17 protein-coding genes are annotated in these 18614 nt (G+C 55.9%); all 17 read left to right on the forward strand.

What is annotated here, in order from left to right; genetic code table 11:
• Positions 1-269 precede the first annotated feature (269 nt).
• The gene (locus AC0YNU_RS24715) at positions 270-1586 is read left to right on the forward strand and encodes an outer membrane lipoprotein-sorting protein (protein ID WP_475761351.1); all 1317 of its coding nucleotides are present in this window, start codon (positions 270-272) and stop codon (positions 1584-1586) included.
• A gap of 261 nt (positions 1587-1847) precedes the next feature.
• Positions 1848-3041, forward strand: coding sequence for an alanine racemase (alr, locus tag AC0YNU_RS24720; protein ID WP_475761352.1), 1194 nt, complete (start codon positions 1848-1850; stop codon positions 3039-3041).
• Positions 3042-3551: 510 nt separating this feature from the next.
• Positions 3552-3833: a CopG family ribbon-helix-helix protein gene (locus AC0YNU_RS24725; RefSeq protein WP_162359351.1), complete on the forward strand. Its 282-nt coding sequence runs from the start codon at positions 3552-3554 to the stop codon at positions 3831-3833.
• A 2-nt stretch (positions 3834-3835) separates the two neighbouring features.
• A complete protein-coding gene (locus tag AC0YNU_RS24730) occupies positions 3836-4186 on the forward strand; it encodes a type II toxin-antitoxin system PemK/MazF family toxin (protein WP_125664969.1) in 351 nt (116 codons plus the stop codon).
• A 280-nt stretch (positions 4187-4466) separates the two neighbouring features.
• Positions 4467-5438, forward strand: a complete 972-nt coding sequence (locus AC0YNU_RS24735; RefSeq protein ID WP_475761353.1) for an ABC transporter permease — start codon at positions 4467-4469, stop codon at positions 5436-5438.
• Positions 5439-5461: 23 nt separating this feature from the next.
• The gene (locus AC0YNU_RS24740) at positions 5462-6349 is read left to right on the forward strand and encodes a carbohydrate ABC transporter permease (protein WP_475761354.1); all 888 of its coding nucleotides are present in this window, start codon (positions 5462-5464) and stop codon (positions 6347-6349) included.
• 68 nt (positions 6350-6417) lie between these two features.
• Positions 6418-8160 carry a type 2 periplasmic-binding domain-containing protein gene (locus tag AC0YNU_RS24745; RefSeq protein ID WP_475761355.1) on the forward strand — a complete coding sequence of 581 codons (1743 nt, stop codon included), beginning with the start codon at positions 6418-6420 and terminating at the stop codon, positions 8158-8160.
• Between the two features lie 271 nt (positions 8161-8431).
• On the forward strand, positions 8432-10348 hold the full coding sequence (locus AC0YNU_RS24750) for a cache domain-containing sensor histidine kinase (RefSeq protein ID WP_475761356.1): 1917 nt from the start codon (positions 8432-8434) through the stop codon (positions 10346-10348).
• 1 nt (position 10349) lies between these two features.
• Complete coding sequence (locus AC0YNU_RS24755; RefSeq protein ID WP_475761357.1) at positions 10350-11957, forward strand: response regulator; 1608 nt, start codon at positions 10350-10352, stop codon at positions 11955-11957.
• A 38-nt stretch (positions 11958-11995) separates the two neighbouring features.
• Positions 11996-12154: a hypothetical protein gene (locus tag AC0YNU_RS24760; RefSeq protein WP_475761358.1), complete on the forward strand. Its 159-nt coding sequence runs from the start codon at positions 11996-11998 to the stop codon at positions 12152-12154.
• A 3-nt stretch (positions 12155-12157) separates the two neighbouring features.
• Positions 12158-12847, forward strand: a complete 690-nt coding sequence (locus AC0YNU_RS24765; protein ID WP_475761359.1) for a hypothetical protein — start codon at positions 12158-12160, stop codon at positions 12845-12847.
• A 17-nt stretch (positions 12848-12864) separates the two neighbouring features.
• Positions 12865-13539 carry a polymer-forming cytoskeletal protein gene (locus AC0YNU_RS24770; RefSeq protein WP_475761360.1) on the forward strand — a complete coding sequence of 225 codons (675 nt, stop codon included), beginning with the start codon at positions 12865-12867 and terminating at the stop codon, positions 13537-13539.
• A 175-nt stretch (positions 13540-13714) separates the two neighbouring features.
• Positions 13715-14437, forward strand: coding sequence for a CpaB family protein (locus AC0YNU_RS24775; protein ID WP_475761361.1), 723 nt, complete (start codon positions 13715-13717; stop codon positions 14435-14437).
• A complete protein-coding gene (locus tag AC0YNU_RS24780) occupies positions 14434-15297 on the forward strand; it encodes a CpaE/TadZ family protein (RefSeq protein WP_475761362.1) in 864 nt (287 codons plus the stop codon). Before AC0YNU_RS24775 ends, AC0YNU_RS24780 begins: the two co-directional genes overlap by 4 nt.
• Positions 15294-16766 (forward strand): ATPase, T2SS/T4P/T4SS family, encoded by a 1473-nt coding sequence (locus tag AC0YNU_RS24785; protein WP_475761363.1) that lies wholly within the window; start codon positions 15294-15296, stop codon positions 16764-16766. Before AC0YNU_RS24780 ends, AC0YNU_RS24785 begins: the two co-directional genes overlap by 4 nt.
• The gene (locus AC0YNU_RS24790; protein WP_475761364.1) at positions 16763-17698 is read left to right on the forward strand and encodes a type II secretion system F family protein; all 936 of its coding nucleotides are present in this window, start codon (positions 16763-16765) and stop codon (positions 17696-17698) included. The genes AC0YNU_RS24785 and AC0YNU_RS24790 overlap by 4 nt, the downstream gene beginning before the upstream one ends.
• A gap of 19 nt (positions 17699-17717) precedes the next feature.
• On the forward strand, positions 17718-18608 hold the full coding sequence (locus tag AC0YNU_RS24795; RefSeq protein ID WP_475761365.1) for a hypothetical protein: 891 nt from the start codon (positions 17718-17720) through the stop codon (positions 18606-18608).
• The last annotated feature ends 6 nt before the right edge of the window (positions 18609-18614 follow it).

Consider the following 18614-nt stretch of genomic DNA (forward strand, 5'->3'; position numbering starts at 1 on the left):
ACTCATTAAAGCAACCTAATGAAAGAGCCTTCGCCCGCCGAGTCAGTCGTGGAAGCGAAGGCTTCTTTTCGTCCCCCAACCGCGTCAGTCTTTGCAAACGCTCTTTGGCCAAGCCGCAACTTGTCTGCATAATCGTCCAAGTCCCCTCATACACATGTACAAGTCAAGCGTAAACGGCTCTTGTCCCGTACGCTGCTCCTGCGCGATATCCGCATGGGCTGCCGTACAACTCCGGATACGTTTAAAAAATGTGATGAGGGGTTGATCTCATGCGTCGTCGATTCAGTTTCATTGCAGCTCTCTTGCTTTGCCTCACGGCGGTGCTCGCAGGCTGCGGGACTAAGGACGCGGAATCGGTTGTCAAGGATTTGGACAAAACGTTAAGCGGTTTGGACAGCTACACGGGCAAGGGCGTCATGACGTTGTTCACGGGCCAGCAGCCGCTGGAATACCAAGTCGAGGTGTCCTACCAGAAGCCGCAGTACTATCGTATCGCGCTGACGAACGCCAAGAAGGACATCACCCAGATCGTGCTCCGCAATGATGAAGGCGTGTTCGTGCTGACGCCGCGTCTCAACAAAGTGTTCCGCTTCCAAAGCGATTGGCCGGCGAACCAAGGCCAGGTGTACCTGTACCAGACGCTCGTCCAAAGCATTTTGCTGGACAACTCCCGCACGTTCGCGGTCGATAACGACGCTTACGTTTTCGACGTCATGGCGAATTATCAGAACGGTTCCTTGGCCCGGCAGAAGATTTGGCTGAACAAATCCGACTACGCCCCAAGCAAGGTCGAGGTCAGCGATGCCAACAACGCCGTCATGGTTTCCGTCAAATTCGATTCCTTTAAATTCGGCTCCAAGCTCGAGAAGAGCGTATTCGATACGCAGAAGAACATGGGCACTCCGGCAGCGGGCGGCGATCAGCCGACGATGGCGGATCCGGATAACAACGGCGCGAACGGAACGAATAACGGCTCGAACAGCGATAATGCATCCGCGACGACGGACAATAGCCCGAACAGCGATAACGCATCCGCGACGAACGATAACGGCGGCAATAGCGATAATGCTTCCGCAACGACGGACAACAGCGGCAATGGCACGAATAACGCGGCAACGAATGACGGTGCGAACAACGCAAGTGGCAACAATCCCGACGGGAATACCAGTACCGATGTGGACAGCAATGCCGATAATGCAGCGAATAATGATTCCGCCGACGAAGGCGCTATGGCCCCGGCAGACGGGACCTTCAGCGGCATGGATCCGACGTACTTGCCGGACGGCGTATCGGAGAAGGACAACCAAAGCATCGTCTTCGGCGGCAACCCGGGCATCATGATCCGTTATGCCGGATCGTATGACTACACGCTGATCGAGACGCAGCCGAAGGATGTCGCGGCCTCCGCTACGGAGGGAGATCTCGTAGACATGGGCTTCACCTACGGATTGATTAGCGGCGACGACGTACAGCGCACGCTGACATGGACTTACGAGGGCACGGAGTTCCGGATTACGAGCGCGAACCTGCCGGAGACCGAGATGGTCAAGGTCGCCCAGTCCGTCGAAGGCGAGATGTCCAAATAACGAGCTCGATTTCCAACACTTGCCCCCGCCCTTCAGGCGCCAATTCATTGACATCCCCAAGCATTACCGTATAACATAAAGGTTATGGGTAAGAAGGTGAACCGGTCCGCTCCGTCAGAATCGACGGTGCGGCTCGTTTCATTCGGGAGAAATACAAGCGCTGATCATAAGGTGAAACTTATACATGCTTGGATTTTGAGATAAGCGCCTGCCCATGTTTTGACGGCAGGCGTTTACTTTTGGAAATGAAGGTGGAGCATCTTGAATAAGGCGAGTCATTATCGTCCGACGCGGGCCGAAATATCGCTGGACGCATTGAAGCATAATTTGCTGGCTTTCCGCGCCGCTATCCCGGAAGGGATGCTGCTGATGGCATCCGTGAAGGCCAACGCATACGGCCACGGAGCCGTTGAAGTCGCAAGAGAAGCGGAACGCTGCGGCGTCGACTTTCTCGGCGTCGCTTTTCTGGACGAAGCGCTTCAACTAAGAAGAGCCGGCCTGACAACGAAGATTCTGGTCTTGGGCTTCGTGCCGCCGGAAGGGCTCGAGGTCGCGCGCGACGAAGACATCGCGGTCGCCTTGTTCCGGGACGACATCATCGATGCGGCAGCGGCTTTGCCGGAGAACGGCCGCAAGCTGTCGGTTCACGTGAAGATCGACACGGGCATGGGACGTCTCGGCCGATTGGCGGAAGGCGATGTGCTGCCGTTCATCAAGCGGGCGATGGGGGAACCGAACCTTTATGTAGAAGGCTTGTTCACGCATTACGCGCGAGCGGACGAAGCCGACAAAAGCTATACGAAGCTGCAGCACGAACGCTTCGGCGGCGTGATCAAGCAGTTGGCCGCCGCAGGGTTGAACATTCCGATCATCCATGCGGCGAATAGCGCCGCAGGCATCGATACGCCTGAGATGGGCGGCGGTATGCTGCGCCTCGGTATCAGCATGTATGGCCTGTATCCGTCGACGGAAGTGAACGAACGTCGAATTAGCTTGAAGCCTGTCATGACGCTCAAGACCGAGATCGTCATGGTTAAGGAAGCGCCGGAAGGCTGGGGAATCAGCTACGGCACACGGTATTTCACGACGGGCAAGGAACAGATCGGGACGCTTCCGGTTGGTTATGCGGACGGTTACAGCCGGATGCTGACGGGCAAAGCGGAGGTGCTTGTCCGCGGACAGCGCGTGCCGGTGCTCGGTACGATCTGCATGGACCAGTGCATGATCGCGCTTGATTCGGCCGGCGAAGCCGGGAATCCGGTAAGGAATGGCGAAGAGATCGTGCTGATCGGCCGGCAGGGCGAGAACGCGATCACGGTCGAAGAAGTCGCGGATAAGCTCGGTACGCTTAATTACGAAGTAACGTGCATGATCGCGGCTCGGGTGCCTCGAATCTATATGCGCGGCACGGAGATTGCGGCGGAGATCAATCCTTTGCTGTCCGAACAGGAATAATTTTCTAATCGGTTAATTAGGTTCCGTTTAAAGGATTTTATCGTCTAGCCTCGAATATTGTAACTTAGCCAATACGATTTGGACGCCGGGATTTGCCTATGGATGCAGCATACTTGATATACGGGTTGCATACATATGAGGGTGTATAATACGGACCAAACAATGACATACTGTTACTGTTTTTTGAAATATAAGCCAGAATTATAAGTTTTCTACCTGCTAGGCTTATATTTCTCGGGAATGAAACGTGCCTTGCCGTTAACACAGTGACAGCCGTTTCACCTTTAATTCTAAGCGCTTATAAGTTTCACTTTATACAGGGCTTAGAATTCTTCGGAATGAAACGCGCTGCACCATAAATGATGGTGCTCGGCGTTTCACCTTTAATTCCAAGCGTATAGGTTTCACCTTATACTATGCTTGGAATTCTTCGGAATGAAACGCGCCTCGCCGGTCAACACGGCGATAGCCGTTTCACCTTGCTTGAAATGTTTTGGAGGTGCGAGTTCGGTGGCCAATTTGCAAAATACCAAAAGGATTATGATCAGTTTACCGGATCATTTGCTGGAGGAAGTCGACGGAATCGTCGCCAGAGAAAACTCGAACCGAAGCGAATTTATTCGTCAGGCTATGAAACTGTATTTAATTGAACGGAAGAAGCGTCAAATTCGGGATTCGATGCAGCGGGGCTATCTGGAGATGGCCAAGATCAACCTGGTGATGGCTTCGGAAGCTTTTCAAGCGGAGGAAGATGCCGGCGACACGCTCGGCCGACTCGTAAGCGGGGTGTAAGCTTGATCGTTAAACGCGGCGATGTGTTTTTTGCGGACTTGTCACCTGTCGTAGGTTCTGAGCAGGGCGGCGTACGTCCTGTGTTGGTTATTCAAAATGATATCGGCAACCGCTTCAGTCCGACTGTCATCGTAGCGGCCATCACGGCCCAGATTCAGAAGGCGAAGCTGCCGACGCATGTCGAGATCGACGCGGCCTCCCATGGATTCGACCGGGACTCCGTGCTTCTGCTTGAGCAAATCCGTACGATAGATAAGCAGCGCCTCACCGACAAAATCACGCACCTCGACGACGAAACGATGCGCAAGGTAGACGAAGCGCTACAAATCAGCGTCGGTCTTATCGATTTTTAAACCGCTATCGAAGTTATGCCTTTATCTTGGCTGTTACGGATGTTAGTCGATCTTAGCCGCCACATGGCAGGCGTGAACGCCCAACCGCGTTCACGGCCTGCCTTTTTGTTGTCCGCGCCTATTATGGAAACCTCCGGATACCTCCTCGTACCTTCGCGCCGCCAACCTGAAATTTTGCGCCTCGAGTCAAAAAATGAGACCTTATGCGCGCCTGACCGGGGCGTATACAATAGGTACAGATCAATGAAAGCACTTACAATTCGGTTTTGGGGGTTTCAACATGAGCGCCAATCTGAGCTATGAGCTGGCCGTACAAGAGCAGGCGGTAAGCCGCAAAACGAGGTTCAAGAAGGTTGTCCGGAAGCTGGCCGGCCAGAAGTATTTGCAAGCGATGGCGCTGCTCGGCGTGGCATGGATGGTCATCTTCAACTATATCCCGATGTACGGCGTCATCATCGCTTTCAAGGAGTTCAATATTATCCATTCCATCGGCGATGCCCCGTGGGTCGGTCTCGATCACTTCCGCGAATTTCTGGACGACGACGAGCTGAAGGGCGTCATCTGGAACACGATCGGCATGAGCTTCTTCAAACTGCTGATCGGGTTTCCGCTGCCGATCGTCTTCGCGCTCTTCCTGAACGAGCTTCGCTCCCTTCGGCTGAAGAAGGCAGTGCAGACGATCTCGTATCTGCCCCACTTTCTCTCCTGGGTTATCCTCGGCGGGATCTTGACCACCTGGCTCGCCGATGTCGGCATCATCAATAAGCTGTTGATGGCGCTCGGCTTCATCCATGAGCCGATCAGCTATTTGGCCGAACCGAGTTACTTCTGGACGATCGTCGTTTCCTCGGATATCTGGAAGGAGCTTGGCTGGTCCGCGATTATCTATCTCGCCGCGATCGCCGGGGTATCGCCGGAAATGTACGAAGCGGCAACGATCGACGGAGCCGGACGGTTTCAGAAAATGTGGTTCGTCACGCTGCCGAGCATTGCGGGCACGATCACGATTCTGTTCATCCTCGCGGTCAGCGGCCTTCTGAATTCGAACTTCGACCAGATACTCGTGCTGCGCAACTCGCTCAATGAAAGCACAAGCAACGTCATCGACGTGTATGTCTACCAGACCGGCATTATCAACAGCCGCTTCTCCTATTCGGCCGCGGTCGGGTTGATCAAATCGATCATAGCGCTCCTGCTTCTGCTGACGGCCAACACCGTATCCAGGAAGCTGAACGACACATCGTTATTTTAACGTTAAAGGTGGTTTGACAAGCTATGTTCACACTCCGAAGGAAAACCGCCGGCGAGGCGACATTCGATGCGTTCAACGTGTTCGGCATGCTGGTGATCTGCTTCATTACGATTTATCCGATCTGGTACGTGCTCGTGAATGCGTTCAACGACGGGCAGGACGCGATGCGAGGCGGCATCTACTGGTGGCCGCGCGTCATGAGCTTGGACAGCTTCGAGGCGGTATTCAACAATCCCGGCATCATGAAGGCCATGGGCATTACGGTCATGAAGACGGTGGGCGGCACCGCGCTGCACGTGTTCTTCACGGCCATGGTCGCATACGCGTTCTCAAGGCGCGAGCTAATCGGCCGCAGGGTATACATGCTGATCGGAACGATTACGATGTTCTTCGGCGGCGGCCTCATTCCTACCTATCTGCTCGTTCGCGATCTCCATCTGCTGGATAATTTCTTGGTTTACATCATTCCGGCGATGTTTAATTTCTTCGATCTCATCATCTTCCTGGCCTTCTTCCGCGAAATTCCGGCGGGGCTGGAGGAAGCCGCGAAGATCGATGGCGCCAACGACTTCTCCATCTTCGTCCGCGTCGTCATTCCGGTCTCGATGCCGGTCATCGCGACGATCGCCCTGTTCCACGGCGTGTACCAATGGAACGATTATTTTACAGGCATGATCTACATTAACAACATGGACCTGCAGCCGATTCAGACGTTCCTGTACCGCGTCATCGCGCAGTCCAGCTCCAATCTGATGATGGCGAATATGCCGGGCGGCATTACGAAGAGCGTAAGCTCGCAGTCCATCAAGCTGGCAACGATGGTCGTCACCACGCTGCCGATCGTGCTCGCGTATCCGTTCTTGCAGAAGTACTTCGTCAAAGGCATGATGATCGGTTCCATCAAAGGGTAGGTTGTTCGTCCCCGCTGGCGTCACTGCCGGAAGGGACTTATAATAAGCGAAGCAAAGGGGTAGAACACATGAGACAAGGAACAGTGAAGCGCTGGTTGGCTTTGACGACGGTAACGGCTCTCGTAGCCACGCTGGCAGCATGCGGCGGCAATAACAACGGCAATACCGGCAATAGCGGCAATGGCGGCACGACAAACAATGCGGATACCGCGGACAACGGCAAATCGACAAATAATGCAAGCGGCAACAAATCCGGCAATGAAGCGACGGGCAATGCCAAGACCGTTAACGCGGATGAGCCGGGCTGGAAAGGCGACACGTCGCCGATTACGTTCGATTGGTATCTGAACTTCTCCTGGTTCCCGAACAAATGGGGCGTAGACGCCACTTCCCAGTACATTACGAAGAAGACGGGCGTGAACGTCAACTTCATCGTGCCGGCAGGCAACGAGAACGAGAAGCTGAACACGATGATCGCCTCCGGTTCGCTGCCCGATTTCATTACGCTCGGCTGGTCCGAGGATAACGTGAAGAAGATGATCGAAGGCGGCATGGTGGAACCGCTGAACAAGCTGGCTGATCAATACGATCCGTATTTCTACAAAGTGGCGGATCCGGCCAAGACGTCGTGGTACACGCAGACGGACGGCAATTTCTACGGCTATCCGAACGCTTCGTCCTCGCCGAAGGATTTCCAGAAATTCTCGGGCGACTATACGTCGAACCAAACGTTCGTCGTTCGCAAGGATATGTACGAAGCGCTCGGCAAGCCGGATATGCGCACGAAGGAAGGCTTCCTGAACGCGCTCAAGCTGGCGAAGGAGAAATTCCCGGAAGTGAACGGCCAGCCGCTTATTCCGCTTGGCCTGCACGAGTTCACGGAAACGGGCAACTATTCGCTCGAAGGTTACCTGCAGAACTTCCTGGCCGTTCCGTACGAGAAAGACGGCAAGCTGTACGACCGCAGAACGGATCCGGAGTACGTAAGCTGGCTCAAGACGTTCCGCAAAGCGAATGAAATGGGGCTGCTGTCGAAGGACATCTTCATCGACAAGCGTCCGCAGATGGAAGAGAAGATCGCGCAGGGCCGCTACTTTGCCATGCTGTACCAACGCAGCGATTTCGCGACGCAGGAGAACGCGCTGTTCGCCAAGGACCCGAATTCGGTCTATATCGCCATCGACGGACCGGGCAACGAAGCGCTTGACGCGCCGACCTTGTCGGGCCCCGGCATCTCGGGCTGGACGGTCACGCTGATCTCCAAGAACGTGAAGGATAAAGCGAGAGCGATTCAATTCCTCAGCTACCTGGTCAGCGAGGAAGGCAATAAGGATCTGTACATGGGCATTCCGGGCGAGACGTACGACACGGTCGACGGCAAGGAAGTCTTCAAGCCCGAGGTGCTTGACCTGATGAACAAGGACCGTTCCGCCTTCGATAAGAAATACGGCGCTTCGTTCACGTTCTGGATGCTTATGGACACGAACATGAACCTGAAATGGGCGCCGCCGAGCGTCGAGCCTTCGAAGCAAATGGAGGATTGGACGAAGGGCAAGACGAAGAGCTTCTCGCAATTCGATCAAATCGATCCGACCGGCAACTCCGAGGAAGGCATCGCCAATCAGAAGATCGGGCAGGCATGGGGCAAGGCGCTTCCGAAGCTGCTGCTCAGCAAATCCGACGAAGATTTCGACAAGCAGTTCAACGATTTCCTCGACAAGCGCAAGAGCGCCGGCCTCGACAAGGTGCAGGCGTACCAACAGAAGAAATACGAAGAGAACGTGGCGAAGCTGGCGGAGTTCCTGAAATAAGCCAATCGCGTTCAAGCATACGAACAGCCGGCGGTCTGACGCCTTCGGCCAAGCAGCACAGCGGGATTGCCGCCTGCAGCTTGGCTTCGAGGGACAGCCGCCGGCTGTTCATGCCCGTTCTGCGGTTATTTTCGCGGAAGGGTGTATCCTATAATAACCAAGACAGAAGATAGCCACTGCTCTTCGATCCATATTATAATAAGTCGTTACGGCGATGAGGGACTTTCGGCGGCAGGCCGTTACTTCTAGCGCATATTCCATCTTACGGACGGTGATTGCATTGGCCGGCAGGCTTCGCATTCGGGCACGCGAATTCCTCTTCAGACTCGAACGGCTGTCTTTGCAGAAGCGGCTTATCATTGCGTATATTCTTATTTTGCTGCTGCCGAGTCTATTGATCTCGTTCTATATCTTCAATGAACTGAACGACAATTATATGAAGGACATCGTCAAGAAAAGCGAGAACCAGCTTGAGATCGAACGGATCAACCTGAACAACAACATCGAGACGATGGAACGGGCCGCGCAGCTGGCGCTCTCGGACAAAGAAGTGCTTTATTATTTGGAGCGCACAAGCGAGCCGAACGCGTCGGAGCTGATCGAATTCGATACGAACGCGGTATCGAACATTTTGCGCCTGCAGTTCAACAATCCGAACATCGAGCATATTCGCCTGTTCTCCAACAACAAGCGAATCAACGAGATCTGGCCGGTGATCCTGCTCGAGAAGCGCATTCATGCGGAGCCGTGGTACAAGAAGGTCAACGAGCTGAACGGCACCGAATGGTGGTATTTCGACCGGATGGACCGGGAGCCTATTCGTCCGATCGTGGCCGACGCGAAGGAAGACAGACCGAAGCTTTCGCTGCTTCGCGAGATCGAATATCCGGCCGGGAAGCATGTCGGCATCATGCAGGTGGATATGCTGCTGACGAACGTCTTTCCCAACGTATACCGGGGCGGGAACGACGAGGGGCAGTCGCAAATGTTCATTTTCGACCGCGAAGGGAAAATGTTCAACGATCCGGGCATCACGCTGCTGAAGGATACGGGACTGACGGAGGCGGACATTCGCGGCGAGCTGAATCAACATGCGGCGGGCGCGCAGGGCCATTATTTGTTTACGCGGAACAAGACTCCGTATCTGAGCAACTACATCTACGTCGAGAAGATCGACGCGTACGTGCTGAACGTCGTTTCGCTCAAGCATGTATTCGCGGACATCGACCGGACGCGCAACAAGATTATTTTCGCGAACGTCATCTTGTTGGTCATTCTGTCCATCTCCACGTATTTTCTGAACGCGCTCATTCTGAAGAAGCTCCATATGCTGGCCCATTTCATGAAGAGGGTCCGTCAGGGCGACTTCAACTTTGACTTCACGATTCGCGGCGGGGGAGAGGTCGGCGAGCTTGCCCATCATTTCCGGAAAATGCTGAAGAAAATCAACGAGTTGATCGCAGAGGCGGTCACGAAGCAGGCGGCATCCAAAGAGACGGAGCTGCGGTCGCTCAAGAATCAGATCGATTCCCACTTTCTGTACAATACGCTCGAGAATATCAAAATGCTGGCCGAAATCGAGAATCAACCCGTTATTTCGGATGCGCTTACATCGCTTGGGGGCATGATGCGGTATAACCTCAGATGGAATAGCGAATACGTGCGGCTGAAAGACGAGCTGGGCCATATCGCCAACTATATCGCCGTGATGAATCTCCGGTTCGAACATATGGTCAGCTTGCGGATCGACGTGCCGCAGGATTACTTGAATCAGGAGCTGCTGAAAATGTCGCTGCAGCCGATCGTGGAGAATTCCGTGAAGCACGGCATGAAGATAAAGCCTTCGGAGGCGCGCAGCATGGTGATCTCCATATCCGCGACGTTGGCGGAGCATGCCATCGTAATTGTAATCGCCGACAACGGCGTCGGAATGACGGCCGGTGCGGCGGAGGAGCTGAACCGGAAAATCGCTGGCGTGGAGTCCGAATTCTCCGCTTCCGGCGCGCGAGCGGTCGTGCCGCCCGAGAAGCAGAGCGAGGGCAGCGGAATCGGACTGCGCAACGTCCATCAACGGATCCAGTTATTTTATGGCAAGGAATACGGCTTGTTCGTCGAGAGCGGCGAGGGGGAGTATACGCGCGTATGTATGCGAATTCCCTACTTTATCGTAAGCGGAGGGCTGGTCTGACATGCGTACTTTGCTCATTGTCGACGATGAGAAGAATATTAGGCTCGGTCTGAAGGCGATTATCGAGCGGGGTTGTCCGGAACGATACGAGCTGCTGTTTGCTTCCGACGGCGAGGAAGCGCTTGGCGTCATTCGGGAGCGGACCGTCGATATTGTCATTACCGACATTCGGATGCCCGGCATGGATGGGCTGACGATGATCGGCGAAATCGGAACCTGCGAGTCGAGGCCGATCGTGATGATCCTAAGCGGATATGACGACTTTCAATATGCGAAAGCAGCGATGCAGCACGAGGTCAAGGAGTATCTGCTCAAGCCCATCGTGCGCGACGAGCTGTTCGATGCCCTGCAGCGGACAGAGTCGGCTCTGGAGCGCAAGACGGAGCTGTCCGAGCGATTGGGTGCGGTGCAGCACTATCGCGAGGAGCTGCTTGCAAGCCAGCTGAATTATATTTTTCTCCATCCGGCCATAGAGGAAGAGGAAATCGCGGAGCGCTGCGAGAAGGCGGGTTGGGGAACGCTGTTTGCGCCTTCCCGGGGAAATGAACCTGGTGCGACGGCTGGTAGTGGTTCCCCCGTATCGGCGGGGGAGTTCTATGTGGGGCTGCTGCAGGCGCATGGCGGATTGACGAGCGTGAAAGCAGAAATGCTGATCGCCCAATTGGCGGCGGATCCGTGCGGGAATCGGTTTTGGTTAAAGGATCAGGACGACCGGCTCGTTATCCTATGCGATCGCGCGGAGCCGCTCCGACGGCTGCTGGTCTTCATGAAAGAGAATCATGTGTCGGGACGCATCGGTCTCAGCGAACGGGCGGCATCGGTCCGTCAAGTCAAGCAAGCGTATGCGCAAGCCCGCGAAGCATTAAAATACGGATTTCTTCAAGCAAGCCTCGAGCCGGCACTGCTCGTGTTCGACGGCAAGAAGGAACGGCTGGCCGAGCAGCCTATTCCCTTGGAGGATATTCGCAAGCTGGCGAATATGCTAGGTACGGATCGGGACAAGGAGATGAAGCAGATCTTGTCCGAACTGCTGGATTCGAAGAGGCTGGCATCTTTCGATACCGCGTATATGGAAGCGATCAGCAAGCAGTTGAACGAGCTCGTCTTCGACGGCGTGTTCCATCAGTACGGCGAGGAGTCGGTGGAAATTTTGCGGATTTATAAGAAGGTCGGCTGCTTGTACTGCTTCGAGTCGATTCACGATTATTATCATGCCGCGGAGGATCTGCTGCTCCGATTGAGCGACTATGTGAGGAGCCTGCGGTCGGTGCATGCCGAGCATAAAGAGATGAAGAGAGCGGTCTGCTACATTCACGAGAACTATCATCGCGATCTTAATATGGCGATCGTATCGAACCATGTATCGCTCAATTATTCGTATTTCAGCCAGACGTTCAAGGAGTTCACGGGCGAAAGCTTCGTCGTCTATTTGAAGCGGGTGCGCATTCAGAAGGCGAAGGCGCTGTTGGTGGAAAGCGAAGCCCGAATCTATGAGATCAGCGAGCAGGTCGGCTTCGAGAATACGAAACAATTCAATCGCGTTTTCCGAGAGCTGGAAGGGATCTCCGCCATGGAGTATCGGGAAAAGTATGCGGCGGTTGGGCGTTAACCGGCCTGCATAGAGCGAGGAGAAGACAAATGTGAAACATGCAACCCAGTACCGGATCGGTACTGGGTTTGTCGCATGCCGGCCGGCAGCGCGCTTCCATCCGTCTTGGGACGGAGCCGAAGTTCCATCTCACGCCGCTGTCTGCGCTTGCTTATAAGGCGCATAATGAAGACATCAGAAAAAACGTGGAGGAATGAGATATGCGAGTCACGAGTCGGCCAGATCTGGAAATTGCGGGTATCGGCAACGCTGCCGGAGGAGAGTATTACAATGTCAAAATGGAAGGCGTCTGCAGAATCGACGGGCCTATCGATTGCTTCGATTTTGAAGCAAGCGGCATGACGACGGTGGGCGGCCTGCGGGCGGAACAACGGATGAAGGTGAATGGCAAGCTGACGAGCCACGGCGCGCTTCAGGCGAGAAACGCGGAGCTGGAGGGACAGATTACCGTTAACGGTCCTTTGCAAGCGGATCAATTTCGCATGAACGGGTATGTGAGAGTCAAAGGCCATTGCGATTTGAAACAGAGCAAGGCAAGAGGCGCGTTGATCGTCGACGGATGGCTGACGGGCGAACAAATCGAGATGCAGCTGGAAGGCCCGCTGCAGGCGGAAGGCATCAAGGCGGACCGCATTATCGTCAAGCATTCCGGCAAAGGCGGACTGAGACGACTGATCGAGTCGCTGCTTCCGCATAATTGGCAGGCGCAGGCGCAAGCCCGTACGATCGAAGCCGATATCGTGGAGCTCGAGGAGACGGTTGCCCAAGTCGTACGCGGACGAACGGTCATTATCGGCCACGGCTGCAACATCGACAGGGTGGAATACGTATCGGAACTGATCATTCATCCGGAAGCGCAGGTGCGCTCGCAGCAACAAATCCTAGGATAACGGAGGGAGGTACGCGCATGCAGGCGACGATGAAGCGGAATATCAGCATTACCGGCAACGGTTCCACGAACGGCGGCAGCTTCCACAACGTTCGCGTCATGGGGGAAGCGAAAATCTTTGGACCGCTCGAGAGCGACTCTTTCCGCAGCACGGGCAACTTCGATGTATCGGGCACGTTGAAGACGGGAAATTACCGTCAAGTCGGCGAAGCGGCCATCCACGGAGATTTAGTCGGCAGCCAAATCAGCATTCTGGGACAGCTCCATATCTCGGGCAGTATTCGGGGCCGCGCGGTCAAGCTCAGAGGCCAGCTCGACGTTCAAGGCGGCGAATGCGAGGCGCTCCGCTTCGATGCCAGAGGAGGATTCCATATTCACGGGCTGCTGAATGCGGGCGAAGTCGATATCCGCACCTGGGGACCATGCAAGGCGAAGGAAATCGCCGGCGGGCGCATCGTCGTCCGCCAGAGCAAATGGGGGGGGCTGAAGCAGCTGTTTTCCGGTCAAGGAGCGATGTCCCTGACGGCGGAGCTGATCGAGGGCGATTATATTTACTTGGAGAACACGACGGCGGATATCGTGCGCGGAGCCAACGTGACCATCGGACCGGGCTGCAGGATCGGCCTTGTGGAATATACGAAGCAGCTGAGAAGGATCGGCAACGCGCATATCTATGAAGAAGCAAGGCGATAATTGGAGGTTATTGTAATTTTGTGTAGACAGCCCCATTAATGTTTGCTATTATGAGGTCAACATTATACGAGCAGATCATTAGCAATCGCTATGCGAAGAACGCAAGCTTGGGCACATGCCCAGCTTGCGTTCTTTTTTTATACCCGGTTAATGAGCGCTGCGGAAGGATGGGGTCATGAATCGAAAACGAAATGCGCTGATTTCCGTAACGGCTGCGCTGCTGTCGGGGATGCTTGTTTACGGTGTCTATGAATTGCAGCTTCGACAGGTGAAATTTCAAGAGACGGTGGAGGTCGTCGTCCCGGTCCGGTTCGTCGCTGCGGGAGAACGGCTGACGCCGGACCTGCTTGGACTGAAGCAGATTGCCAAAGCCTCTTATTCCGACGATATGCTGCTTGGCAAGGAGGGGCTCGGAGGTTTGGAGGTCGTCGTTCCGCTTGGCGCGGACGAGCCTCTGCTGCAGTGGAAGGTAGACAAGTTCAGGCTGCTGCCGAATAAGAGCCAGTCGACCTTCGGCATTCCGCGCGATTACGTGCTGTCCGTGTCGAACGGTATTAGGGCCGGCGATAAGGTGATTGTTTATGCATCGGGTGATGCGACCGTCTCGGAGCGCTTGTTCACGGAGGCGGTCACGGTCGCTTCCGTCAAGACGGCAGGCAACATGGAGATCGACGATGCCAACAACTCCAGCCTGCAATCGATGGCGAGCGGCGACAAGGAGGCCATGTATGCGTCCAGGCGCGATGCGATCGGAATGATTGACTATATCAACCTGAACTTGACGGAAGCGCAGTGGCTGCAGTTGGATTCGTTATGCAAGAACGGCAAAAGCAAAATCGTGATCGCCTATTCCCCGGAATCGCTTGACGTAAGCGAGCAGGCGGAGGAGGCGCCATGATCCGGATGGACGCGGGAGCCGGGAAAGCGGCGCCGCTGATCGCGTTCGTGGGAACGACGCCGAACATCGGCACCTCGTCGGCCGCATTCGCCGCGGCAGGCCGGATCGCGGAAGAAAGCGGCGGAAGCGTCGGCTTTCTCTGCCTCAACCTGAAGAGCGCGAAGATGCATCGGTATCTGGGCATCGACGATCCTGCCGGGACACTGGATGCGCTTAGGCCGGAGCTTGCCACCTGTACGCTCCATCCCGAGAAGCTGCTTCGTGCCATGCACCGCTGCAGCAGACTGTCCGGCGTGCGCGTACTGTTCGGCAATTTGCTGCGCGATCAGGCGGAATATTATGCGATGGAAGAGATGGAGCATCTGCTTGACGTCGCAGCGCAAACCTTTGACGTCGTCATCGCCGATGTCGGTGCCTATTGGGACAATGCGGCGACCTTGTGCGCGCTGCGCCGGGCGGCGACGCGGATTCTCGTCACGACGGGCGCATTGTCTCATTTTCAGGAAGACGGTCAGCGGTGGGCGAAGCAATTGGCTCCGCTCTACGGCATTCCGGCGGAGTCATTTCAAGGTCTGGTCATTCATTCGCCATGGGGCAAGGGAGGATTTCATGTGAAGGACATTTGCAAGGAGCTTGGCGTGCCGCTGTTGGGCGAGCACGCATTGAGCGAGCAGATGCTCGCTTCGCTCGATAGCGGCATGCTGGAGGAATGGCTGACCGAGAATGAGCGGGGCAGGAGATCGATGCAGGAGCCCGCGAAGACCATCGCCGCGGCGCATGGACTCCGAAGGCAGCGGAAGCTGTCGATGCAGCCGTGGTACAAGAAACTGCTCGTTCATCGCGGCGGGGTGAGTTCATGACGAAGGGGCGGGAGCGTTTCTCGCCGGCAGCTTATTCATCCAAGCTGCAGGAGGCGGACGGGAGGGAGGAGGCGGCCGCTGCTCTTGCGAACTCCGATCCGATGCAGGATTTTCGCCGGCTGGCCGAGGATATGCGCTCGTATTTGGCACAGCCTCGGGGCGAGACGGAAGAGGAGCGGCGGGAATACAACGAGTGCCTGAATCGTGCGGTACTGGGGTATGCCGATGACCGCGAGCGGATTCTGGCCGTCATCGCGGACCGGCTGCTGCGCCAACGGATTCATGAACTGCCGGGCGGCCGACACCCGTACGCGACGCTGGCGGAGGCATTGTTCGCGGAGGTCATCGGCATGAACGTGCTGGAGCTTGTCCTGCGGGAACGGGAAGGACTGGAGGAGATCCAAGTCGTAGGGACTTCGATCTTCGAGGTTCGGGATGGAGCGGCGCGGCCATCCGTATATGCCTTCGCATCGCTGCGCGAGGTGGAGCGGATCCAGCAAAATCTCGTGCTGTACAATAACGATCGCATCAATCCGCGCAAGCGCTGGGCGGAGGTTATGCTTCGGGACGGTACGCGGGTCACGATGACGGGCTTCGGGTTTACGGCGAAGCCGACGTTGACGCTGCGATTCTATACAGTCCGCAGGTTTCAGCTGGCGCAGCTGTGCGAGCCGGACTACGGTACGATCAGCGACAGGCTTCGGCTCATGCTGCTCGCCGCGCTGCAAGCCAGATTCAATATCGTCGTTATCGGTCCGACCAACTCGGGCAAGACGAATCTGATCAAGGCGCTGATCGGCGAGCTGCCTGACGAGGAACGGCTCGTGACGATCGAAGGCCGTCATGAGCTGATGCTGCAGCGGGATTTTCCGGCGAAGAACGTCATCGAATACGAGGTGGACGAAGAGGATCCGCTTCATCGTTCGGCGCAGGCGTTCAAGCTCGCGCTCAGGCAGTCGCCGCAGCGGATTATTCACGCCGAAATTCGGGACGAGGATGCGAACATCTACGTTCGCGCCTGCACCCGCGGACATGCGGGAAGCATGACAACGCTGCATGCTAGCACGCTCGAAGACGTTCCGGAAGCGATTGCCGATATGTGCCTGCAGGACGGGAGAGTCATGAACCCCGAACGTTTGACGAAACGAATCGCCGAATACGTGACCCAGCTCGGCGTCGAGATGCGGCTGGTTGAAGGCCGCCGACGTTTGGTTCGCCTCGCGGAGCTGGGTTGGGAGAACGGGGAGACGGCCGTGAGGGAGTGGGCGGCATTCGATGAAGAAACCGGGGAATGGCGGTATCCGCAGCCTCCTTCAGCAGGCGCGCTGGCCAAGTTGAGGCTAGCGGCGGGGTCGGAATGGAAGGCAGCGTGGCCTGAGCCTGGTAAGCGTGTAGGATCAGGAGCGACAGCGAAAGCTGCACGTGTCATTCTCCAGATTCGCGATGAAGGGAATGGGGCTGCGACATGATGAAGCTGGGGATGATTCTTGTTGGTATTGCCTTGTTTTGCACCTTGTTTGTTGCGGTCCGGGGCTTATTGGATGCTTGGTTCCAACGGCAGCAGATTGTCGGACGCTTGAACTACCGGAAGGAGCAGCGCTTCGGCGAGCGGTTGGCCAGGTACTTGCAGCGCTTCGACAAAGGATACCGGCATTTGTCCGAGCTGCTGGAGTCGCTGCAGTCCGGCTTGCGTCCAGGCTCGGTCGTCCTGCTCAGCCTGCTGTTGCTGCTCGTAGGCGCTGCGTTCGGCGTACTGTTCTTCAAGAGTATGAAGGGGCTGCTGCTCTTGGGCGGCGTGCTGGGCTTGCTGCCCTATCTGCTGCTTCGTACCATGCAGGTTCATCGGCAAATGAAGACGCGCATCGATTTCCTGCCCGCGATCGAACTCTTTTATCAATGCAGCCTGGTCAGCGGAGGCCGGCAAATCCGCACCGCGCTTCAGAGAACGGTAGAGGAGAAACGGATGCTGGGTCCGATGCAAGCCGTATTCGAGCAATTGTACCGGAATATTTCCGTCCGGGGAGACGATGAGGCCAGTTTGCGGATATTCGCGGCGTCGCTTGGCCATGTATGGGCGGATTATTTTATCAATATTGTGCGGGCGGGCTTGGCTGAGGGCCATCCGATCGCGGGCAATCTGAAGGATCTCATCACGGACATGCGCAAGGCGCGCCGGGCTAATCAGCAGGAGCGCAACAAGCTGCTGGAGATTCGGCTGGCGAGCTTCTCTCCGATCCTGTTTCTGCTGCTGTTCATGGGCATTAACTTTCATTACAGTCCCGAGAACGCGTATCGGTATTACGTGCTGGATGCCGGGGGACGGAACATGCTCCTCAACGCCGCCATCATGATTTTCCTATCCTTCGTTATGGGGCTATGGCTGTCGCGCAAAAAAATGTGAAGGGAGCACGAGAGGTCCGATGAGCAATGAAATCAGTGTCGTCCTCATGTGGGCTGCCCTTGTCGTGCAATACGTGCTAGGCATCGTGCTCGTCGCCTCCTTGTTGAAGGCCGCTTCGTTCAAAAAGCCGCGGTTCGCGCATTTGGCGCTGTTGAAATGGAAAACCCATACGGTCGACGACCGATGGCTCCGAATGGCGAGAATAAGCCGCGTCTCGCAGTCGTTCAAGGAAAGGGAGCGCGTGCTTGCCGGCTGCGGTTATACGGGGGATGCGGGACTATACGTGCTGCTTCGCCGGGCTTTTCTGGCAGGGACGCCGCTATGGGCTGTAATCGCCTACGGCATGACGAAGATTTCGATCACCGTGCTCCCAGCAGTGTCGGCGCCCTTGGCGCTGGCTGCCATCGTGCTTCTGCTGCTATGGGATCAGCCTTGGCTGGAGGCCATACGCCGGACGCGCGCGGTGCGCATGACCAAAGAGATTTACATCGTCAGCAACCAGCTCCTCTACCTGGCCGGCTCCTCGCTTCATATTCATACGAAGCTGATGCGCTGCCTGCCTTATACGCGCACGCTGAGGGGAGATTTGCAGACGCTGCTCGGCGAATGGTACCACGATGCGGAAGGCGCGCTGCGGCGTCTCAAGCTTCGGCTTGGCACGGAAGAGGGACTAAGCTTCGTCGAGACGATTGATTCGCTGCGCCTGCACGAGAGCGAGCGATATTATGAGCTGCTGCGCGAGCGGATCCAGGATTATAAGGAGAAGCTGGAGCTGGCCAAGGACAGCCGCAAGGAATCGACATCGTATGTGCTGTTCGTCCTTGCGGGCATCCCGATTATGTACACGTTCCAAATCTTCATTTACCCGTGGGTCAAGGAAGGCCAGCAGCTGTTTCAATCCTTGAACTAAGAAGGA

This window comes from Paenibacillus sp. J31P316, assembly GCF_056269105.1.